Origin of the sequence: Bradyrhizobium sp. CIR18 (assembly GCF_014198295.1) — a bacterium.
GTDB lineage: Bacteria > Pseudomonadota > Alphaproteobacteria > Rhizobiales > Xanthobacteraceae > Bradyrhizobium.
In genome coordinates, this window is record NZ_JACIHF010000001.1 from 550,504 (window position 1) to 567,017 (window position 16,514).

The 16,514-nt window shown below is 64.7% G+C and carries 21 protein-coding genes; 10 read left to right on the forward strand and 11 right to left on the reverse strand.

All coding sequences use genetic code 11. The features are described from left to right. Positions 1 to 2: 2 nt before the first annotated feature. Positions 3 to 641, forward strand: coding sequence for an HAD family hydrolase (locus GGD65_RS02705; protein WP_183234344.1), 639 nt, complete (start codon positions 3 to 5; stop codon positions 639 to 641). A gap of 72 nt (positions 642 to 713) precedes the next feature. Here the strand turns inward: GGD65_RS02705 and GGD65_RS02710 are convergent, their stop codons facing one another. From GGD65_RS02710 to GGD65_RS02735, 6 genes are all read right to left on the reverse strand, one after another. Further along, the gene (locus GGD65_RS02710; RefSeq protein ID WP_183234345.1) at positions 714 to 1,667 is read right to left on the reverse strand and encodes a cytochrome D1 domain-containing protein; all 954 of its coding nucleotides are present in this window, start codon (positions 1,665 to 1,667) and stop codon (positions 714 to 716) included. A gap of 2 nt (positions 1,668 to 1,669) precedes the next feature. Next, positions 1,670 to 2,251 carry an SRPBCC family protein gene (locus tag GGD65_RS02715; protein ID WP_026201933.1) on the reverse strand — a complete coding sequence of 194 codons (582 nt, stop codon included), beginning with the start codon at positions 2,249 to 2,251 and terminating at the stop codon, positions 1,670 to 1,672. Between the two features lie 749 nt (positions 2,252 to 3,000). Beyond that, entirely contained in the window at positions 3,001 to 3,768 is a 768-nt protein-coding gene (locus tag GGD65_RS02720; protein WP_179736603.1) for an AAA family ATPase, read from the reverse strand. 108 nt (positions 3,769 to 3,876) lie between these two features. Next, positions 3,877 to 4,737: a PCC domain-containing protein gene (locus tag GGD65_RS02725; protein WP_183234346.1), complete on the reverse strand. Its 861-nt coding sequence runs from the start codon at positions 4,735 to 4,737 to the stop codon at positions 3,877 to 3,879. Positions 4,738 to 4,746: 9 nt separating this feature from the next. Then, complete coding sequence (locus GGD65_RS02730; RefSeq protein WP_183234347.1) at positions 4,747 to 6,354, reverse strand: acyl-CoA synthetase; 1,608 nt, start codon at positions 6,352 to 6,354, stop codon at positions 4,747 to 4,749. A 105-nt stretch (positions 6,355 to 6,459) separates the two neighbouring features. After that, on the reverse strand, positions 6,460 to 6,957 hold the full coding sequence (locus GGD65_RS02735; protein ID WP_183234348.1) for a hypothetical protein: 498 nt from the start codon (positions 6,955 to 6,957) through the stop codon (positions 6,460 to 6,462). Between the two features lie 94 nt (positions 6,958 to 7,051). Here GGD65_RS02735 and GGD65_RS02740 point away from each other — a divergent pair, with 94 nt between their 5' ends. Both GGD65_RS02740 and GGD65_RS02745 read left to right on the forward strand, forming a co-directional pair. After that, positions 7,052 to 7,411, forward strand: a complete 360-nt coding sequence (locus GGD65_RS02740) for a hypothetical protein (RefSeq protein WP_018317901.1) — start codon at positions 7,052 to 7,054, stop codon at positions 7,409 to 7,411. Between the two features lie 85 nt (positions 7,412 to 7,496). Next, the gene (locus tag GGD65_RS02745; protein WP_092257871.1) at positions 7,497 to 7,772 is read left to right on the forward strand and encodes a GNAT family N-acetyltransferase; all 276 of its coding nucleotides are present in this window, start codon (positions 7,497 to 7,499) and stop codon (positions 7,770 to 7,772) included. 49 nt (positions 7,773 to 7,821) lie between these two features. On the opposite strand, the gene GGD65_RS02750 is transcribed toward GGD65_RS02745, so the two are convergent. Beyond that, positions 7,822 to 8,163, reverse strand: a complete 342-nt coding sequence (locus GGD65_RS02750) for an SPW repeat protein (RefSeq protein ID WP_312013773.1) — start codon at positions 8,161 to 8,163, stop codon at positions 7,822 to 7,824. A gap of 371 nt (positions 8,164 to 8,534) precedes the next feature. Between GGD65_RS02750 and GGD65_RS02755 the strand changes: the two genes are divergently transcribed. Beyond that, positions 8,535 to 8,810 carry a GNAT family N-acetyltransferase gene (locus GGD65_RS02755; protein ID WP_092257868.1) on the forward strand — a complete coding sequence of 92 codons (276 nt, stop codon included), beginning with the start codon at positions 8,535 to 8,537 and terminating at the stop codon, positions 8,808 to 8,810. Between the two features lie 92 nt (positions 8,811 to 8,902). Here the strand turns inward: GGD65_RS02755 and GGD65_RS02760 are convergent, their stop codons facing one another. Then, the gene (locus GGD65_RS02760; protein ID WP_026201930.1) at positions 8,903 to 9,304 is read right to left on the reverse strand and encodes a DUF3597 domain-containing protein; all 402 of its coding nucleotides are present in this window, start codon (positions 9,302 to 9,304) and stop codon (positions 8,903 to 8,905) included. Between the two features lie 222 nt (positions 9,305 to 9,526). After that, the gene (locus GGD65_RS40710; protein ID WP_283813649.1) at positions 9,527 to 9,649 is read right to left on the reverse strand and encodes a hypothetical protein; all 123 of its coding nucleotides are present in this window, start codon (positions 9,647 to 9,649) and stop codon (positions 9,527 to 9,529) included. Between GGD65_RS40710 and GGD65_RS02765 the strand changes: the two genes are divergently transcribed. Together GGD65_RS02765 and GGD65_RS02770 are read left to right on the forward strand one after the other, a co-directional pair. Next, entirely contained in the window at positions 9,648 to 10,556 is a 909-nt protein-coding gene (locus GGD65_RS02765; protein ID WP_183234349.1) for a DUF2189 domain-containing protein, read from the forward strand. The two genes, GGD65_RS40710 and GGD65_RS02765, sit on opposite strands and share 2 nt — an antisense overlap. A gap of 130 nt (positions 10,557 to 10,686) precedes the next feature. Further along, positions 10,687 to 11,511: a lytic murein transglycosylase gene (locus GGD65_RS02770; protein ID WP_018317895.1), complete on the forward strand. Its 825-nt coding sequence runs from the start codon at positions 10,687 to 10,689 to the stop codon at positions 11,509 to 11,511. Between the two features lie 67 nt (positions 11,512 to 11,578). Here the strand turns inward: GGD65_RS02770 and GGD65_RS02775 are convergent, their stop codons facing one another. After that, positions 11,579 to 11,971, reverse strand: a complete 393-nt coding sequence (locus GGD65_RS02775) for a hypothetical protein (RefSeq protein ID WP_246783182.1) — start codon at positions 11,969 to 11,971, stop codon at positions 11,579 to 11,581. 532 nt (positions 11,972 to 12,503) lie between these two features. Here GGD65_RS02775 and GGD65_RS02780 point away from each other — a divergent pair. From GGD65_RS02780 to GGD65_RS02795, 4 genes are all read left to right on the forward strand, one after another. Continuing rightward, positions 12,504 to 12,656 carry a DUF1127 domain-containing protein gene (locus GGD65_RS02780; RefSeq protein WP_007590701.1) on the forward strand — a complete coding sequence of 51 codons (153 nt, stop codon included), beginning with the start codon at positions 12,504 to 12,506 and terminating at the stop codon, positions 12,654 to 12,656. A 129-nt stretch (positions 12,657 to 12,785) separates the two neighbouring features. Beyond that, positions 12,786 to 14,213, forward strand: coding sequence for a methylenetetrahydrofolate--tRNA-(uracil(54)-C(5))-methyltransferase (FADH(2)-oxidizing) TrmFO (gene trmFO, locus GGD65_RS02785; protein WP_183234350.1), 1,428 nt, complete (start codon positions 12,786 to 12,788; stop codon positions 14,211 to 14,213). A gap of 7 nt (positions 14,214 to 14,220) precedes the next feature. Then, the gene (locus tag GGD65_RS02790) at positions 14,221 to 15,315 is read left to right on the forward strand and encodes an AMP-binding enzyme (protein WP_183234351.1); all 1,095 of its coding nucleotides are present in this window, start codon (positions 14,221 to 14,223) and stop codon (positions 15,313 to 15,315) included. A gap of 93 nt (positions 15,316 to 15,408) precedes the next feature. Then, positions 15,409 to 15,981, forward strand: a complete 573-nt coding sequence (locus GGD65_RS02795) for a CAP domain-containing protein (protein ID WP_049814866.1) — start codon at positions 15,409 to 15,411, stop codon at positions 15,979 to 15,981. A gap of 12 nt (positions 15,982 to 15,993) precedes the next feature. On the opposite strand, the gene GGD65_RS02800 is transcribed toward GGD65_RS02795, so the two are convergent. Beyond that, positions 15,994 to 16,467 carry a VOC family protein gene (locus GGD65_RS02800; RefSeq protein ID WP_018317891.1) on the reverse strand — a complete coding sequence of 158 codons (474 nt, stop codon included), beginning with the start codon at positions 16,465 to 16,467 and terminating at the stop codon, positions 15,994 to 15,996. Positions 16,468 to 16,514: the final 47 nt, after the last annotated feature.

Sequence of the window (16,514 nt, forward strand, 5' to 3'; positions counted from 1 at the left end):
ACATGCCCTACTCCCTCGCCATCTTCGATCTCGACGGCACTCTCGCCGACAGCTTTCCGTGGTTCCTGCGCACCGTCAACGACATCGCCGACCGCTTCGGCTTTCGCCGCGTGCGGGATGAGGACGTCGAGGGGCTGCGGCATGCTTCGACGCGGGAGATCCTCAGCCGCCTCGAAGTGCCGCTGTGGAAGCTACCGGCAATCGCGGGGCATGCGCGGCGGCTGAAGGCGGAGGCAACTGGCGAGATCTCGCTGTTTGCGGGCGTCGAGACCGTGCTGCGGTCGCTGACGGACAACGACGTGCAGCTCGCGCTGGTGACGTCCGACAGCGAGGCCAATGCGCGCGAGAAGCTTGGCGAGACCGCCGCGCTGTTTTCGCATTTCGACTGCTCGGCCTCGCTGTTCGGCAAGCCCGCGAAATTCCGCCGCGTCATCCGGCGCGCCGGCGTGGAGCCCGGCCAGGTCATCGCGATCGGCGACGAGGTGCGCGACATCGAGGCAGCGCGCAGCGTCGGGATTGCCTGCGGCGCGGTGTGCTGGGGCTATGCGGCACCGGCAGCGCTGCGGGCACACGGGCCGGATCACGTGTTTGAGCGGATGGAGGAGATTGCAGACGCGGTGTGCAATCGTAGGGCGGATTAGCGCAGCGTAATCCGCCGATCGATCGCCGATGCAAGATGGCGGATTACGCTGCGCTAATCCGCCCTACACACCCTACTCCGTCTTGCGCAGGAACGCTCCGAACGCCCTTGGGCCATCGCCGGTCTTGATCTCGCCGATCACCTTCAGCTCGGCTGCGTCGATGATATCAAGCGTATTGCTCTCCCAGCACGCGACGATGATGCGCTTGCCGTCAGCGGTGGCGTTGATGCCCTCAGGATAGTCGCCGACATTGATGCGCTTGATCGGCTTCAGGCTCGCCAGATCGAACACGCTGACGGTGCCGCCATATTGATCGGTGACGAAGCCGCGGCCTAGCGTCAGCGCCACCGCATAGGGGCGCATGCCGACCGGCACGCGGCCGATCTCGCTCCCTTCTGCAATGTCGATCACGGAGACGTCGTCGGAGCCGACATTGGCGGTGTAGGCGCGCTTGCCGTCGGCATCGATGGTAACGCCGAACGGACGGGTGCCGACCTTGATCGTCGCCTTGCGCTGGCGCGTCGCGGTGTCCACGACCGAGACGCTGTCGTCATCGCGGTCCGCCGAGAGCAGCAGCTTGCCGTCGGGCGTCACCGCAAGACCCGATGGCGAAGCGCCGACCGCGATGCTGGCTGTGACGCTGCGCGAGGCCGCATCGATCACCCGCACCGCCGCCGCGTACCAATCGGCGACATAGACGGACTTGCCATCGGGCGCCACCGCAATGCCGAGCGGCCCGCCGCCGACCTCGATCCGGCCCGTCACCTGCCGCGTTGCGGCGTCCACCACCGTCACCGCCTTGGCATCCGGGCTCGTGACATAGGCGAAGCGTCCGTCGGCGCTGACGGCGATTCCGGCCGGCTTGCCGCCGATCGGGATGGTCGCGACGCTGCGTGCTGCGGCGAGATCCACGACCATCAGATCGTCGCTGAGCTGGTTGGTGACGAACGCCTCCTCGGCAGCGGCGCTGCCGAGGCTGGCATGACAAAGGCTGGCGGCAAGCGCCGCCAGAACCAGCATCCGCACGATCAGCTACCGCTCTCGATCTTCTTCTTCAGGGCTTCGAGGCCGGTCTTGTAGAGCCCGCTCACGGCCTTCATCGCGGCCTCGTCGCTCAGCTCCGGCGGCGGATCGTTGTTGGGAAAGCCGCGGTAGAACGCCCCGGCCCATTCCAGCTTGGATTTGCCGTCGGAAGCCGGCGACACCGTCAACGTCGAGGAATAATTTGTCACCGGCAGCACCTTCACGTCGACCTTGGTGATCCGGTACGAATAGCTCATCATGTCGGGCTCGTATTTGTAGAGCTCCTCATCGACAGTCGCCCCGCCCGTCAGCGTCAGCTGGCGCGTCGCGCCGACCTCGTTGCCCTTCTCGCCGGTGGTCTTGGTGACGGGCGGAAGCCAGCCCATGTCCTGGAAGTTGCGGATCGCGGCCCAGACCTTGTCCTGCGGCGCGTTGATCTCGATGGATTCCCGCACCTTCTGCCGGGTCGGCCCATGCGCCCAGGCCGCCGGTGAAAAAGCCGGGCCCAAAGTCGCCGTCAAGCCTGCCGCCCCAACCACAGCCAGCGCCGCAGCCATGGCCGTGCGCCGTCCAATCGTCACCCTCATCTCGTTTCCTCATACGTCCAGTTGATCGTGCGCGACTTGGAATGCGCGCTGCGGTCATCCTAGCGCATTTTGGGGCCGAGGGGAGACCGGTTCGTGGCGCCGTTGCGGCGGAGCTCGGCACGACCCACAAGCTGTTGCGCGACCCGGCGGGCAAAACACCCATGGGAGGGTCAACGCCACCGAGTTGAAATATTTCTCTTTATCAGAAGTTCGGATTATCGTATAGAAGGACATCCCAACCCGGCCGAGGGGCGCATCGCGATCGTCACGACACGCGGGATGGGACGTGGTGGACGCGGGCTGCGTCGGCGCGAAGGTGGTTTGCAGGGCGGGTCACACCGTGAGCAAGGACTAACGCGCACACGACCGGTGCAGCCTGCGTACGGCAAAATCGTGTGGTCCTGGCGCCCGGGGTCTGTGCGCCAAGTGTTGCGGTGATGTTGCGGCCCGACCGGGCGCGCGCATCAGCTATCCGCAAGGCGACGGGGGCAATAGTGCATCGCTCCCCGGGGAGATCACGACATAAGCCGTAAAACCACTGCGCAGGGAAGGTCGGATGTTTGGCTTCACCTGTATGCCGCTGTGCAGCTTTTTAAGCACACGCTTTCGCACAGTGGACCGCGGGTGCCAGCCGGCACCCGGCCTTCCCTGCGCCCTCGGCATTTTTGAGGGCGGCACGTGAAGCAAAAGCTCGGGCACGATGTGCCGCGAGAACGGGAAACCGCGCGAAGGAGCACCGGATGGTACATTCATTCCGCCAGCGTCGCCTCGACGAACCCGTGCGGATCCGAACAAAACTCGCGCATCAGCCGGTAGTGATCCGTCGCCTCGACCGTCACCGGCTCCAGCCCGTATTTCCCGAGCCGCAGCAGCCGCGCATTCGGGTAAGCCATCAGCATCGGCGAATGCGTTGCCATGATGACCTGGCAGATCCGGGAATCCTCCATGCGTCGCAGCAGCTTCAAGAACTCGATCTGGCGCGCCGGCGACAGCGCCGATTCCGGCTCGTCGAAGATGAAGATGCCCTGGCGCTGACAGCGCTCCTCGAAAAAGCGCAGGAAGCCTTCGCCGTGGGAGTGCGACAGGAAATCGGGACCGACCTGGCCGGCGTCACGCGCGGCCTTGTCCAGATACCGCGCGACCGAGAAAAAGCTCTCGGCACGAAAGAACCAGCCATTGCTGATCTTCGGCAGCCAGCTCGCGCGCAGCGCCTTGCCGAGCTGGCCGCCCATCTTCTCGCGCGCCTCTGAATGATCGACCGGCATGTAGCCCTTGCCGCCCCCGGCATCGTCGTAGCCGGCGAGCGATGCGATGCCTTCGAGGATCGTCGACTTCCCGGTGCCGTTCTCTCCAACGATGATCGTGATGGCGGTGTCGAAGCTGAGCTCGAAATCATCCGGGAAGATGGGCAGGCAAAACGGATAAGCCTCGCGATCGTGAACTTTCGACGGGTCGAGCCAGATCCGCTTCAGATACGGCGCCGGCAGGTTGATCGTGCGATGACCTCGCCGGCTCATAGCCGTCTCTCCGTCCGTTCCGCGACCGGCATTCCAAGCCGGAACGTAACGGGAACAATGATGCCACGCAAGTGGCAGGGGGCTCCCGGCGCGAGCCCCGGTCGCAGCCTAGTCCAGCGCCTCCAGCACCAGCTCCATCGTCATCAGCACGGGATTGTCGCCGCGGACCAGGCGCCCCTCCGCCAAGCCGCCGGAGTAGTCGACCAGCGCGGCGTCGAGCGCGGCTTCGAGCGCGCCAGAGGGCCCGGGCCCGATCAGCCCGGCCGTTACCGCAAGCTCAGTCGCGAAAGGCTCGGTCACCCTGCCATGGCTGAAGCGAGCGCCGATGGTCGAGCCCACGCCGCCATGGATCTTCGCGCGCGCGATGCCGTGCGCACGGCAGAACTCTTCGAGCGCGCCGGCAAAGTCCTGATTGGGGCGCAGCCGGAGCGCGAAGGCGCGGCTCGTCGTGCGTGCGCCACTGCGCGCAGCCGCCACCGGCCCGAACAGCTTGAAATTGGTCTCGGGATCGGGCTCGGCAGTGAACATCGCGCCGTCAATGCCGAAGGCGTCGACTTCGAACGGTTTGGCGACAACAGTCTCGTCTGGCAGCATGTGGCCGCCGCTGGCCTTGCCATCCGCCTCTGTCCACAGCCCATGGCAGTGAAAGAACGGCGCGCCGTCGCGCGTGCCGAGCGTCATGGAGCCGAGCTTCGTGCGCGTCACGCCGCCGGGCCGGTACGTGTCGCTGTAGAACGCCGCGTTCTCGCCGGTCTTCGACAGCGCCGGCATGACATAGGCGAAAGGCTTGAGCGCGCCCTGCCTGAAGTTCAGCACGCCGCTCGTAAAACCTTCGGCCGCAAAGCCGCGCCGCGCGGCTTCCAGCAGCGGCAGACCTGCCTGAAGCGTGAAGGAGAAGGCGCGCCCCCTCGCCTCCACCCATTGAATGCGTTCCGCGATGGGCGCGCCCGGCTGCTTGATATTCCGCATCACCTGCGCTCAGCCCGCCTTCGTCTTGTCGAGATCGAGCAGCCCGCGCGCCTCGAGCTCATCACGCACCATGCGCTTCGGCACCTTGCCATAGCCGGATTTCGGCAAGGCCTCCCAGAAGAAGAACCGCTTCGGCATCTTGTAGCGCGGCACCTTCGGCGAAAGGAACGCCGCCATATCGGCCTCGCTCACCGCCTTCGCACCTTCGCGCGCCACGCAGACGGCGACGCCGACTTCGCCCCAGGTCGGATCGGGCACGCCGAGCACGGCGACCTCGCCGACCGCGGGATGCGTCAAGATCTTCTCCTCGATCTCGCGCGGATAGATGTTGGAGCCGCCGGAGATGTACATGTCGGAGGCGCGGCCCGTGATGTAGACGAACCCCTCCTCGTCCATGTGGCCGAGGTCGCCGGTGCGGAACCAGCCGTTGCGGAACGCCTTCGCATTGGCTTCGGGATTGTCGTAATAGCCTGCGAGCACCGCCGGCCCGATCACGCAGATCTCGCCGCTCTGGTTGGCTGCGAGCTCGCGGCCTTCATCATCCTGGATCGAGACCTGCATGCCGGTGCGCTCGAAGCCGCAGGTGCCGATCTTCGCGTGCGGGCCGTCCACGGGATCGTGCAGCGCCGCCGGCAGCACGGTGATGTTGCCGGTGACCTCGCCAAGGCCGAAATACTGCACGATGACCTTGCCGAGCTTCTTCAGCGCGGTCTTCTGATCCTCGCGATACATCGGCGCGCCCGCATAGATCACGTGCCGAAGCGAGGAGTGATCGTATTTGTCGACGGCGGGGTGCTCGACCATCATCTTGAGGATCGTCGGCACCGTGAAGAGATTGGCGACCCGATGGGTCTCGATCAGGCGGAACGCTTCGTTGATGTCGAATTTCTCGGTCGGCAGCAAAACGGTGCAGACGCCGCGCGCGGTCTGCACCAACTGATGCGCGCCGGCGCCATGCGACAGCGGCGCCACCACCAGCGAGGCGTCATTCTCGGTGACGCCGGGCGTCAGATCGGCGAGATGGTTGGTGATCACAAAGCCCATCTGTCCGTGGGTCAGCACCGCGGCCTTGGGGCGGCCGGTGGTGCCCGAGGTGAAGAAGAACCAGCAGGGGTCGTCGTGTTCGACAGCGACATTCGCGACATTGGCGCCGGCCTGCGAGGCAATGGCCTCAGCAACCGAGCGCTCGCCGAACGCGCCCTTGCCGTCGACGCTCCAAGTGAACTCCAGCGCACCGCCCTTCACCGCCGCCGCATGCTCGGGAAAATCGACATGGCACAGAAACGCCTTGGCGCCGGAGGCCTCTGCCAGATAGGTGACCTCATCCGGCATCAGGCGGAAATTGGTGGGCACCCAGACCGCGCCGAGCCGGAACGCGGCGAACATCGAGAAGAACATCTCGTCGCCATTCTTGGAATGGACCAGGATACGGTCGCCCTTGGCAATGCCACGCGCGGCGAGCGCTGCGGCCAACGCCGAGACCTGCGCATCGATCTGCCGCCAGCTCCAGGATTTGTCACCCCAGACGAAACCGGGACGCGCGCCATGCCGCCGGGCATTCTGGGTCAGCATGTAAGCGAGATTCATGACGCGGCGCGACATGCGCAGGGGCTGCATGGGAATTCCTCTTCGAGGGCTGACGGCGCGCTGGCCGCCGGCTCATTGCAGTCCATTTATCGCCATCGCCCGCGCCCCTGCAAGGCCGCCGGATGCACGGCTCCCCTACGGTTGCTTGAACGCAAACGGCGTCGCCGTGATAGCCTTCTGCTTGACGCAGGTCTGCGGGCCAAAGCCGCCGCAGAAGCTGCCATGAAGATCGAAGCGGACGGTGCGCGCAGCGCCGCGCTTCATCGGCGGGGCCATGATCTTGTAGCGGAGGACATAGCCGTCAAACACCGGGCGAATGTTGCCGTCCGGCAGCGTCACCAGGATGTTGATGACGCAGCCGCCAGTTCCGCAATAGGTCGTCTCGCGATCGCCGCATTTGGTGTCCTGGAAATCGACGATGTAGTCGTCGCGGCCGTCACCGGTCAGGTCGATCTTGCGCACCGTATCGGGCGCGAAGGTCACCTCGCCACCGTCCTGGCTGGTGCATTCCTCATTGGCGTAGCGCAGTGCCTTCTGCACGCCGGGCGGATAGTCGGAGGGATCGAACGGCTTTGCATCCTCGGCGCGCGCGGCGGAGGCGAACAGAGCGAGCAGAAGCATCAAATAGCGCATGCGCGTTTGTCGCCGGCGCGGCCGCAATCGTTCAGAGAATTTTAAACATGATCGGCGCACCCTTCCTCAGTTCTCGCGTACAGAGTGTCGCATCATGGTCAAAGCGCCCGCCTTCCTCCTGTTGTCGCTGGCGCTCGCCGGATGTGCCGTGGCGCCACAAGCGCATCTGGCCTCCGATCCCGCCTTCAAGCCTGCACGTTATGCCTGGGATGGCGCCGGCGAGGATCCCAATCGGCCGCGGGCAGCAGCACAGCCAGCGCGGACCTCGGCCCGATCCGAGCGGAACGGCTCGCAAGCCGGACTTCAGCCCCATTCGAAGGAGTGGTGGCAAGCGCAGGACGGCAGCGAGGCCGAGCAGGATGCCAGGGTCAACCGCTCCCTGGTCATCTGCCAGGGATGCCTGCGTCCGCCGCAGCAGCCCGAAGATTCCAGGCTCGCCAAAGCGGCCGATTGAACCGAACGACCTCAGCTACTGAAACCAGGCGACCTGACCACGCGTTACCGCTTCGCGCGAGGATCGCAATTGGAGGTGCGACGACATGAGCGACGTCATCGACAACAAGGACCATCACTGCTTCGAGCTCGAGGTCGAGGGCCATGTTGCGACCGAGCATTACAAGCTCGACGGCGGCGTCATCACGTTCGAGCACACCGACGTACCAAAGGAGCTCGGCGGCAAGGGCGTCGGCTCGAAGCTGGTGCAAGGCGCGCTCGACCAGGTCCGCGCCGCCGGATTGAAGCTGATCCCGCAATGCCCGTTCGTGAAGGCATGGATCGAAAAACATCCGGATTATGCGGACCTCGTGGCGAGGTGAGAGCACAGGCCCGCCGCCCGTAGCCAGCGGGCCTGCCGACAGCTACGGCCTATCGTCCGTGCTTGAGCATGTCCTGATCATTCAGATCCCAGTCCTGCCACAGCTGAAGGATGCCCAACAGCACCACCGCCGCGCCGAGGCTCGTGTGGTAGATGCGGAGAAAGCCGTCAGCGGAATAGCCGAGGGCGTAAGGCGAGGCGATGAGCCACAATCCGACGAGGATCGTCGTCACCTCCTGCCAACGCTGCAAGGCGACATATTCGAGCTGGCTGATGCCAAATACGACCAGGCCGATTGCGACCGCATTCAGGATCGCCGTCGGGTGCCCGGCAATCGCCGGATCCTGGACGGGAAACCACGGCGAAGCCACGATGAGCGCGCCGAGCAGCATCCCGCACCAGTCTTCCCATGTCCGATGAGTATTCAAGAAACCAAAGTCCGACATCGTAACCTCCTCCAAAGAGGCATACGTCTGCGGCTGGCAATCATGACACTCCGAATGTCTAGCGACCCTGCCGGCCGCATTCGGGCGTATGTCCTTGAGAGGACGTGGGAGCCGCCGTGGAACTTGCAAGAGTGGCGCCGGTAATTATTGGAGCCGGCGTGGTGTTCACCAGGGATGGCTTCTCATACTGCACTGCAGCTACAGGCACGCGCGTTTGCAGATATCTGCCGTGCGGCAAGCTCCCATGGCCGCGCCTTGCCAAGGACCGGGACGGGCTCCTAGATCAACGCCTCAGACGCACGTCGGAAGGATCTTGCATGGTGGCATCGGTACGGGACAACAAGGACAGGAGGCGCTTCGAACTCGATGTCGGCAACGAGGTCGCCTTCGCCAATTACCGGCTGACCTCGACGGCCGTCATCATCACCCACACCGAGACGCCCCGCGCGCTGCGCGGCCGCGGCATCGCCTCCGAGCTGATCAAGGGCGCGCTGGACTTGATCCGGCGCGACGGCCGCAAGGTGATCGCCGGCTGCGGCTTCGTGGTCGACTATCTCGACAGGCATCCGGAGAATGCGGATCTGGTCGGCTGAAAGCAAAAAGGGCCCGCGCGATCGCGAGCCCCTGCGGCACGACCGGCATTCGGTCAGTGCTTGCGGTCAGTGCTTGCGGTCAGTGCTTGCGGTCAGTGCTTGATCTCAGGCGGCAGCTTGCCGCCATTGGCGGCGAGCTTGGACATCACCTGCTTGTGCAGCCAGACGTTCATGCTGGCCGAGTCGTTCATGTCGCCGCTGTAGCCGAGCTCCTTGGCGAGATCCTTGCGCGCAGCGAGGCTGGAATCGATGTCGAGCGCCTTCATCAGGTCGACGATCGAGGTGCGCCATTCCAGCTTCTCGCCCTTGTGCGCGGCCACCGCCTTGTCGACGATCGCCGCCACATCGACCGCCGCCATGGGCGCGGAAGCCGGCGCCGACGCTCCAGGCGCGGCCCCTGCGGGCGCACTACCCGGCGCCGCGCCACCGGCGGGCGCGGCGGAAGCCGGCTGGCCGCCGAAGATCGCGCTCATGATTTTCCCGAAAATGCTCATGTCTGCTCCCCGAAAAGGATCCGTTGGAAGGGCCTTGAGTGGCACTTATGCACTTATAGACCAAGTTACTGCGTAGCGCCCGCGAAGTTCTGCGAACCACCACGCAGCATCAGCTTATCTGCGGCGAAATGACGGCCGAATGACATCGTCGAGGTTGCGATGCGGCATCGAATTTCACCCAAGCGTGAGGACAGGACTCGGAAATGGGCGTACGCTTCCAGCTCAGCTCGCGATGTCGTCCGGAATTCGCGTCTGGTCGGGATCGCGGGACTTCAGAGAATGGCGGCCGCTCGCGCCGTTTGCCGGCGCCGAATTCGGCCGCGCGGCAAGGGAGCTAGCGACCATGGCTACACTCTACCAGGGCAATGTCCCCACGATGGCCCAGCCCGCGGATGCGGCTGGACCGGTGATCCGAACCATCCAGCTGTCTGATCTGCACGATGCGCTCAGGCGCGGCTGGGAAGATTTCAAGGCCGTGCCGAGCCACGCCATCCTCCTCTGCGTGATCTACCCGGTGCTCGGCCTCGTGCTCGCCCGTGTGGTGATGGGCTATTCGGTGCTGCCACTGCTGTTTCCGCTCGCCGCCGGCTTCGCGCTGATCGGCCCCTTCGCAGCGCTCGGTCTCTACGAGCTTTCCAGCCGGCGCGAACGCTACGAGGAAGCAAGCGCCTGGGATGCGATGGAGGTGCTGCGTTCGCCCTCGTTCGGGGCGATGCTCGGCCTCGGTACGTTGCTGCTCGCGCTGTTCGTGACCTGGGTTGCGACCGCGCAGGCGATCTATGTCGCGGCGTTCGGCTATGAGGGCGTCACCGGAATCTCGGACTTCATGACGCGCGTGCTGACGACGCAGCAGGGCTGGTGGCTGATCGTGGTTGGCTGCGGCGTCGGTTTCCTGTTCGCGCTCGCCGCGCTCTGCATCAGCGTCGTGTCGTTCCCCTTGATGCTGGATCGCCACGCCGGCGCGTTCGAGGCGATGAGCACCTCGCTGCGCGTGGTCGCGAGGAACCCGGTGCCGATGGCGGCCTGGGGCGTGATCGTGGCGGTGCTGCTCGCGCTCGGCACCATCCCGGCGTTCCTCGGCCTTGCCGTGGTGATCCCCCTGCTCGGCCATGCCACCTGGCATCTCTACCGCAAGGTGATCGTCTCGGAGCCCGGTGCACGTCCGGTGCCGCCCCCGCCACATCGTCCGCGCAAGCCGGCTGCCGACTTCCCGGCCAACCTCTTCCCCTGGCGTAACAGGACGGACGCCTGACGATATCGTGACATGCGATCCTGCTCTGGTTCGGGCAGGATCGCGGCCTGTCGCACGCCTTGCTTTGGCCGCGGTTCCGATCGAGATTGCGCGCCCCGGTCAGATCGCTTCACGGAATTCATTACCTCGAATGACCTCGACGATTTCTCGTCTCGCTCTCGCAGCCTTCGCCCTCTCCGCGTCAATCCTGTCCGCCCAGCCAGCGTTCGCCGCGGTTGCCTGCGGCTCGGGCAATTTCGATGCCTGGCTTGCGGACTTCAAGACGGACGCTGCGGCCAAGGGGATCTCACAGCAGGCCATCGCATCTGGTCTCGCCGGCGTGACGCTGGATCAGAGCGTGCTCAACCGCGACCGCTCGCAAAAGGTCTTCGCCCAGACCTTCGAGGAATTTTCCGGCCGCATGGTGCCGCCGCGCCTGGAACGCGGCTCCAACAGGATGAAGCAGTACGGCTCGGTGCTGTCGCGCATCGAGCAGACCTATGGCGTTCCCGGTGAGGTCCTGGTCGCGATCTGGGGCCTGGAGACCGATTTCGGCGTCAACACCGGCAAGTTCGCCACGATCCGGTCGCTGGCAACACTGGCCTATGACTGCCGGCGCGCCGAGCAGTTTCGCGCCGAGCTGCTCGACGCACTGCGCATCGTCCAGCGCGGCGATCTCGTGCCAGCCGAGATGAAGGGCGCCTGGGCCGGCGAGCTCGGCCAGACCCAGTTCATGCCGTCGTCCTGGATGAAATACGCCGTCGATTTCGACGGCAACGGCAAGCGCGACCTCCTGCACAACGCGCCCGACGTGCTCGCCTCCACCGCCAATTATCTTGCCGGCTATGGCTGGCAGAAGGGCAAGGATTGGCAGCCGGGCAGTCCGAATTTCGCGGTGCTCCAGCAGTGGAACAAGAGCGAGGTCTATTCCAAGACCGTCGCCTATTTCGCCACCCAGCTGGCGCGCGCCCCTTAAAGACCCATCAACAAACGCGTAGGGCCGATCGTCTGACCGGCCCTCTCTCGTGCGTTTGCCTACCCGTTTACTTAGCCATGGTGGCGTGCATCGCCTTGTTCAGATGCCCGCCGCACGCACCCATTTTGCCGTTGAGCAGCGAATCCTGGGCAGCCGCGATCTCCTTCTGCGCGACGAACTTGCCGTCGCCGTCGGCCATGTTCTCGATCGCGGTCTCCGTCTTCTCCAGGTTGGCCGAGCTGCAACCACCCGCGGCGTGCTTGGCGGCCTCGGCCGGCGCGACGGCGAACGCGACGGCGGCAATTGCAATAACCCCGAGTAACTTCGTCATGATGTTACTTCCTTCTGTTGTTCTTGAGACAGGACCCGCGACATTGCCGGCCTCTGCAACATGACTTTCCCCCGGACGCGGCAACTTGCCGCAATAAATTCCCCGCGAGAATTGCGTGATGTTGCGCATCACGCAGAGCCGCATGCGAAATTTCTGATTTTCATTACATCCCGGTAATCATCGTCACACGCTCGGCGTGTGTGCGCTGCGCTATCGTGGGTGCGAATGGGCCGTTCCGACGTATCCTGCCGCGAAAAAGCCCGTGGGACTCCATTCGCGCCTACAGTTCCATCCCACAAATAATGAATCTATATTCAAAATGGCGATTTTCGTCTCATGCGAATCGCGCATGCCCGACTTGGGTGTAGAAGCTGACGACCCGACTTGCTGGTGACAGGCACGCAACTTATTTCGGCTATGATCGAGATCAGTCGACAGCCCTTAAACCCGTGATTTCACGGAAGTTTGTCGGCAGATTCGGTCCATACAATTCAAGCCTTGGGCGGGACTGGCGAGAGGTTAAGCCTCCCTTACTCTCGGTATGCGTTACTCGCTTAGCTGCATCGCAACATCGGAACTTTCGCACCGCAACACTCTCACCTATATTCATTTCAACGATGCAGCCCGGGCAAGGGTTGAATCGAACTACAGGAGACTACCAATGCTGCTCTCGCTCATCCGCATGATCCAGGCCTTCCGGGACTATCAGCGCAATGTTGCCGAGCTGTCCCAGCTCAGCGATCGCGAACTGGCCGATATCGGCCTCGATCGCTCGGACATCCCGCGCGTTGCCGCCGGTCAGTATCAGGGCTGATATCGTTTCAGCCCTTCCACCGGAACGGACCGATAGCGCCCGCCTCGTGCGGGCGTTGTCGTATCTAGCGGCAGAAAACTCGATCTCGGCGATTCCACTCCACGCCGAAAAGCGCTACCTGTCCGCCCCATGACAGGACCTCAATCCAACATCGTGCACGTGATCGGCGCCGGCCTTGCCGGCTCTGAAGCCGCCTGGCAGGTGGCCAAGGCCGGCGTGCCCGTGGTGCTGCACGAGATGCGGCCGACCCGCATGACCGAAGCGCACCGCACCGACGGGCTCGCCGAGCTCGTCTGCTCCAATTCGTTCCGCTCAGACGACGCCGCCAACAATGCCGTCGGCCTGCTGCATGCCGAAATGCGCCGGCTCGATTCGCTGATCATGCGCGCGGCCGATGCCAACCAGGTGCCCGCCGGCGGCGCGCTCGCCGTCGACCGCGACGGCTTCTCCACGGCCGTCACCAAGGCGCTGAACGACCATCCCCTGATTCAGATCGCCCGTGGCGAGGTTGCAGGCCTGCCGCCGGCCGACTGGAGCAACGTCATCGTTGCCACCGGGCCCCTCACCTCCGCACCGCTCGCCCATGCCATCCGCGAGTTGACCGACGAGAACGCGCTCGCTTTCTTCGACGCAATCGCGCCGATCGTGCACCGCGAATCCATCGACATGTCGGTGGCGTGGTTTCAGTCGCGCTACGACAAGGTCGGCCCCGGTGGCACCGGCGCGGACTACATCAACTGCCCGATGACCAAGGAGCAGTACGACGGCTTCGTCGCCGCGCTCATCGCCGGCGAGAAGACCGAGTTCAAGGAGTGGGAAACCAACACGCCCTATTTCGACGGCTGCCTGCCGATCGAAGTGATGGCGGAGCGCGGCCCCGAGACCTTGCGCCACGGCCCGATGAAGCCGGTCGGTCTCACCAATCCGCACGATCCCACGACCAAAGCCTACGCGATCGTGCAGCTGCGCCAGGACAACAAGCTCGGCACGCTCTACAACATCGTCGGCTTCCAGACGAAGCTGAAATACGGCGAGCAGCAGCGCATCTTCCGCACTATTCCCGGGCTGGAGAAGGCGGAGTTCGCCCGCCTCGGCGGCCTGCATCGCAACACCTTCCTGAACTCGCCAAAGCTTCTCGACAGTCAGCTGCGCCTGCGCGCACAGCCGCGTCTGCGCTTTGCCGGCCAGATGACGGGTTGCGAGGGCTATGTGGAATCGGCCAGCGTCGGCCTGATCGCCGGTCTCTATGCAGCCGCGGACGCGCGCGGCGAGACGCTTGTCAGCCCGCCCGGCACGACCGCGCTCGGATCGCTGCTCGGCCACATCACCGGCGGCCATATCGAGACCATCGAGCCCGGCACACGCTCGTTCCAGCCGATGAACATCAATTTCGGTCTATTCCCACCGCTTGCGACCGCGCCGACGAAAAAGCCCGACGGCACGCGCCTGCGCGGCAACGAGAAGACGGTGGCCAAGAAGCAGGCGATGAGCGCACTGGCACTCGCCGATCTCGATCGCTGGATCGCCGATCATTTGCGCATTGCCGCAGCCGCGTGAGTTTGCAATGAGCCTCCCCAAAGACGACGCCGCGACGCTCTCGGCGCGCTGGACCGAGGGCGTGCTGCTCAAGCGCGACGTGTTCTCGACCGTCGAGCGCGGGCGCTTCCGTACCGACATCGGCGAAGTCGACGCCGTGCTGCGCCGGCTCGACGAGGTGCCGTGGTGGTCATTCCTGCTGGCGCGCCATCTGTTCGCCCGCGAGAAACACGCTCTGGCGCTGGCCAAAGGCCTCAACGTTGGTCCGGAGCTGCTGTGGGCCGGACGCCGCGCGCTGGTGCGCGGCTTCGTCGACGGCGTCGCCTTGCATCTGGCAAAGCCCCATGGCGACCTCGCCTATTTCCGTTCGGCCAAGGTGGCCCTGCGCCGGCTGCGCCGCGCCGGTATCTGCCACAACGATCTTGCCAAGGAACAGAACTGGCTGGTCGGCCGCGACGGCCTCGCCTATGTCACCGACTTCCAGCTCGCCGCCTGCTTTGCGCGGCGCGGCCGGCTCTATCGCATCCTCGCCTATGAAGACCTCCGGCATCTGCTCAAGCACAAGCGCTCCTACGCACCTGAGGCGCTGACGCCGCGCGAGCGAAAGATCCTTGCGAAGAAGTCATTCGCCGCCAGCCTGTGGCTTGTCACCGGCAAGAAAGTCTATCGCGCGATCACGCGCGGCCTGTTCAACTTCACCGACCGCGAGGGCGGCGGCCGCAGGCTCGTGAACGACGCGCCGGTGCTGACCGAGCTGATCCGCAAGAACCCGGCCGTGCGCGACACCGCCATCGTGGCTTTCGCGGACCGCCGCTCCGGCGTCGGGCTCTATGCCTTCGTCGAAGCCGATCAGGGCACGCTCGAGGGCCAGTTGCGGAACGAGCTTTCGGCCGCCAAGGGGCCGAAACCGCCGGAGCACATCCAGGTGGTTCACGCGCTACCGCGCGACGCCAGCGGCAAGCCGCGCACCGAGATCCTGCAACTGGTCGCCATGAACCAGCTCGATTTGATCGAGCCGATGATGAAGAACGACCAGGACCGCGCTTTCCTCAAGGACATCCTGGAACAGCGGAAAAACCTGCGCGACCGCTTCAATTTCGAGGCGAACCTGCCAGCGAACTGACGGGCAGTCTCGCCTTGAAGCGTCCACATTGGCGATAGAGAAGCGGTCGGACAAGTCAGGCTCGGCGGGGTCATGGGCACTCGGGGGACGATGATGCATCGCGTGGTTGGCGGCCTGATTGCCGGCCTTCTGCTGCTGGCGGCCGCGCCCGCAATGGCCGAGACCCCGGCCGAGCTGATCTCCAGCTTCCGCCTCAAGCACGGTGAGGTTCGCGTCGTCCGCGATTCCACCCTCGACCGCATCGCCATGGACCAGGCCCGCGCGATGGCGGCGAAGGACGACCTCAGTCACGACGCGCTCGGCCCCTTCAATCGCCGTGTCGCGCCCGCCGGCGCCGGCCGCGCCGCCGAGAACATCGCCTACGGCTACGACAATTTCGAGAAGACCCTGGGACAGTGGATCGACTCGTCCGGGCACCGCAAGAACCTGTTGCTGCACAACGCCTCCCGCGTCGGCATCGCCAGCGCCAGGAATGCCAGCGGCAAGCGCACCTATTGGGCCATGGTGATCGCGGGCGATTACGAGCCGAAGGGCAAGGGCAAGAAGAAGGACAAGGAGCCCCTCGTCGCCGTGAAGCGCGAGGTTGCCGTGAAACGCGAGGCCGCACCCGCGAGCAAGCCCAAGCCCAGCAGCTGTCACATCAAGCTGCTCAGCCTCTGTATCTGAGGCAAGCCAACGTCAGCCGCGTCGTGCCGCCTCGATCGCAGCGACGTCGATTTTCCTCATCCCCATCATCGCATCGAAGGCACGCTTGGCTTCAGCGCCGCCGGCCGCCAGCGCCTCGGTCAGCACGCGCGGGGTGATCTGCCAGGAGACGCCCCATCTGTCCTTGCACCAGCCGCACGCACTCTCCTGTCCACCATTGCCGACGATGGCGTTCCAATAGCGGTCCGTCTCCTCCTGGTCATCGGTTGCGATCTGGAACGAGAAAGATTCGTTGTGCGTGAAAATCGGACCACCGTTGAGGCCGAGACAGGCAACGCCGGCGACGGTGAATTCGACGGTGAGCACATCCCCCGCCTTTCCGGACGGGTAATCGCTGGGCGCGCGGTGGACGGCGCTCACCGCGCTGTCGGGGAACGTCTCGGCATAGAAGCGGGCAGCCGCCTCGGCATCCCTGTCGTACCAGAGGCAAATCGTGTTCTTCGCCATCGTGCGTCCTTTCAATACCCCACCAAATCTTGCTTTCAATCAGCATA

Bases quoted from the DNA above. Each gene is read 5' to 3' on its own strand.
- GGD65_RS02740 (WP_018317901.1), top strand. From the start codon at position 7,052: ATGGTCAAAGCGCCCGCCTTCCTCCTGTTGTCGCTGGCGCTCGCCGGA.
- GGD65_RS02775 (WP_246783182.1), bottom strand. From the start codon at position 11,971: ATGCGCAACATCACGCAATTCTCGCGGGGAATTTATTGCGGCAAGTTG.
- trmFO (WP_183234350.1), top strand. From the start codon at position 12,786: ATGACAGGACCTCAATCCAACATCGTGCACGTGATCGGCGCCGGCCTT.
- GGD65_RS02735 (WP_183234348.1), bottom strand. From the start codon at position 6,957: ATGCGCTATTTGATGCTTCTGCTCGCTCTGTTCGCCTCCGCCGCGCGC.
- GGD65_RS02765 (WP_183234349.1), top strand. From the start codon at position 9,648: ATGGCTACACTCTACCAGGGCAATGTCCCCACGATGGCCCAGCCCGCG.
- GGD65_RS02715 (WP_026201933.1), bottom strand. From the start codon at position 2,251: ATGAGGGTGACGATTGGACGGCGCACGGCCATGGCTGCGGCGCTGGCT.
- GGD65_RS02705 (WP_183234344.1), top strand. From the start codon at position 3: ATGCCCTACTCCCTCGCCATCTTCGATCTCGACGGCACTCTCGCCGAC.
- GGD65_RS02780 (WP_007590701.1), top strand. From the start codon at position 12,504: ATGCTGCTCTCGCTCATCCGCATGATCCAGGCCTTCCGGGACTATCAG.
- GGD65_RS02720 (WP_179736603.1), bottom strand. From the start codon at position 3,768: ATGAGCCGGCGAGGTCATCGCACGATCAACCTGCCGGCGCCGTATCTG.
- GGD65_RS02795 (WP_049814866.1), top strand. From the start codon at position 15,409: ATGCATCGCGTGGTTGGCGGCCTGATTGCCGGCCTTCTGCTGCTGGCG.
- GGD65_RS02770 (WP_018317895.1), top strand. From the start codon at position 10,687: ATGACCTCGACGATTTCTCGTCTCGCTCTCGCAGCCTTCGCCCTCTCC.
- GGD65_RS02800 (WP_018317891.1), bottom strand. From the start codon at position 16,467: ATGGCGAAGAACACGATTTGCCTCTGGTACGACAGGGATGCCGAGGCG.
- GGD65_RS40710 (WP_283813649.1), bottom strand. From the start codon at position 9,649: ATGGTCGCTAGCTCCCTTGCCGCGCGGCCGAATTCGGCGCCGGCAAAC.
- GGD65_RS02730 (WP_183234347.1), bottom strand. From the start codon at position 6,354: ATGCAGCCCCTGCGCATGTCGCGCCGCGTCATGAATCTCGCTTACATG.
- GGD65_RS02755 (WP_092257868.1), top strand. From the start codon at position 8,535: ATGGTGGCATCGGTACGGGACAACAAGGACAGGAGGCGCTTCGAACTC.
- GGD65_RS02745 (WP_092257871.1), top strand. From the start codon at position 7,497: ATGAGCGACGTCATCGACAACAAGGACCATCACTGCTTCGAGCTCGAG.
- GGD65_RS02750 (WP_312013773.1), bottom strand. From the start codon at position 8,163: ATGCTGCTCGGCGCGCTCATCGTGGCTTCGCCGTGGTTTCCCGTCCAG.
- GGD65_RS02760 (WP_026201930.1), bottom strand. From the start codon at position 9,304: ATGAGCATTTTCGGGAAAATCATGAGCGCGATCTTCGGCGGCCAGCCG.
- GGD65_RS02790 (WP_183234351.1), top strand. From the start codon at position 14,221: ATGAGCCTCCCCAAAGACGACGCCGCGACGCTCTCGGCGCGCTGGACC.
- GGD65_RS02725 (WP_183234346.1), bottom strand. From the start codon at position 4,737: ATGCGGAATATCAAGCAGCCGGGCGCGCCCATCGCGGAACGCATTCAA.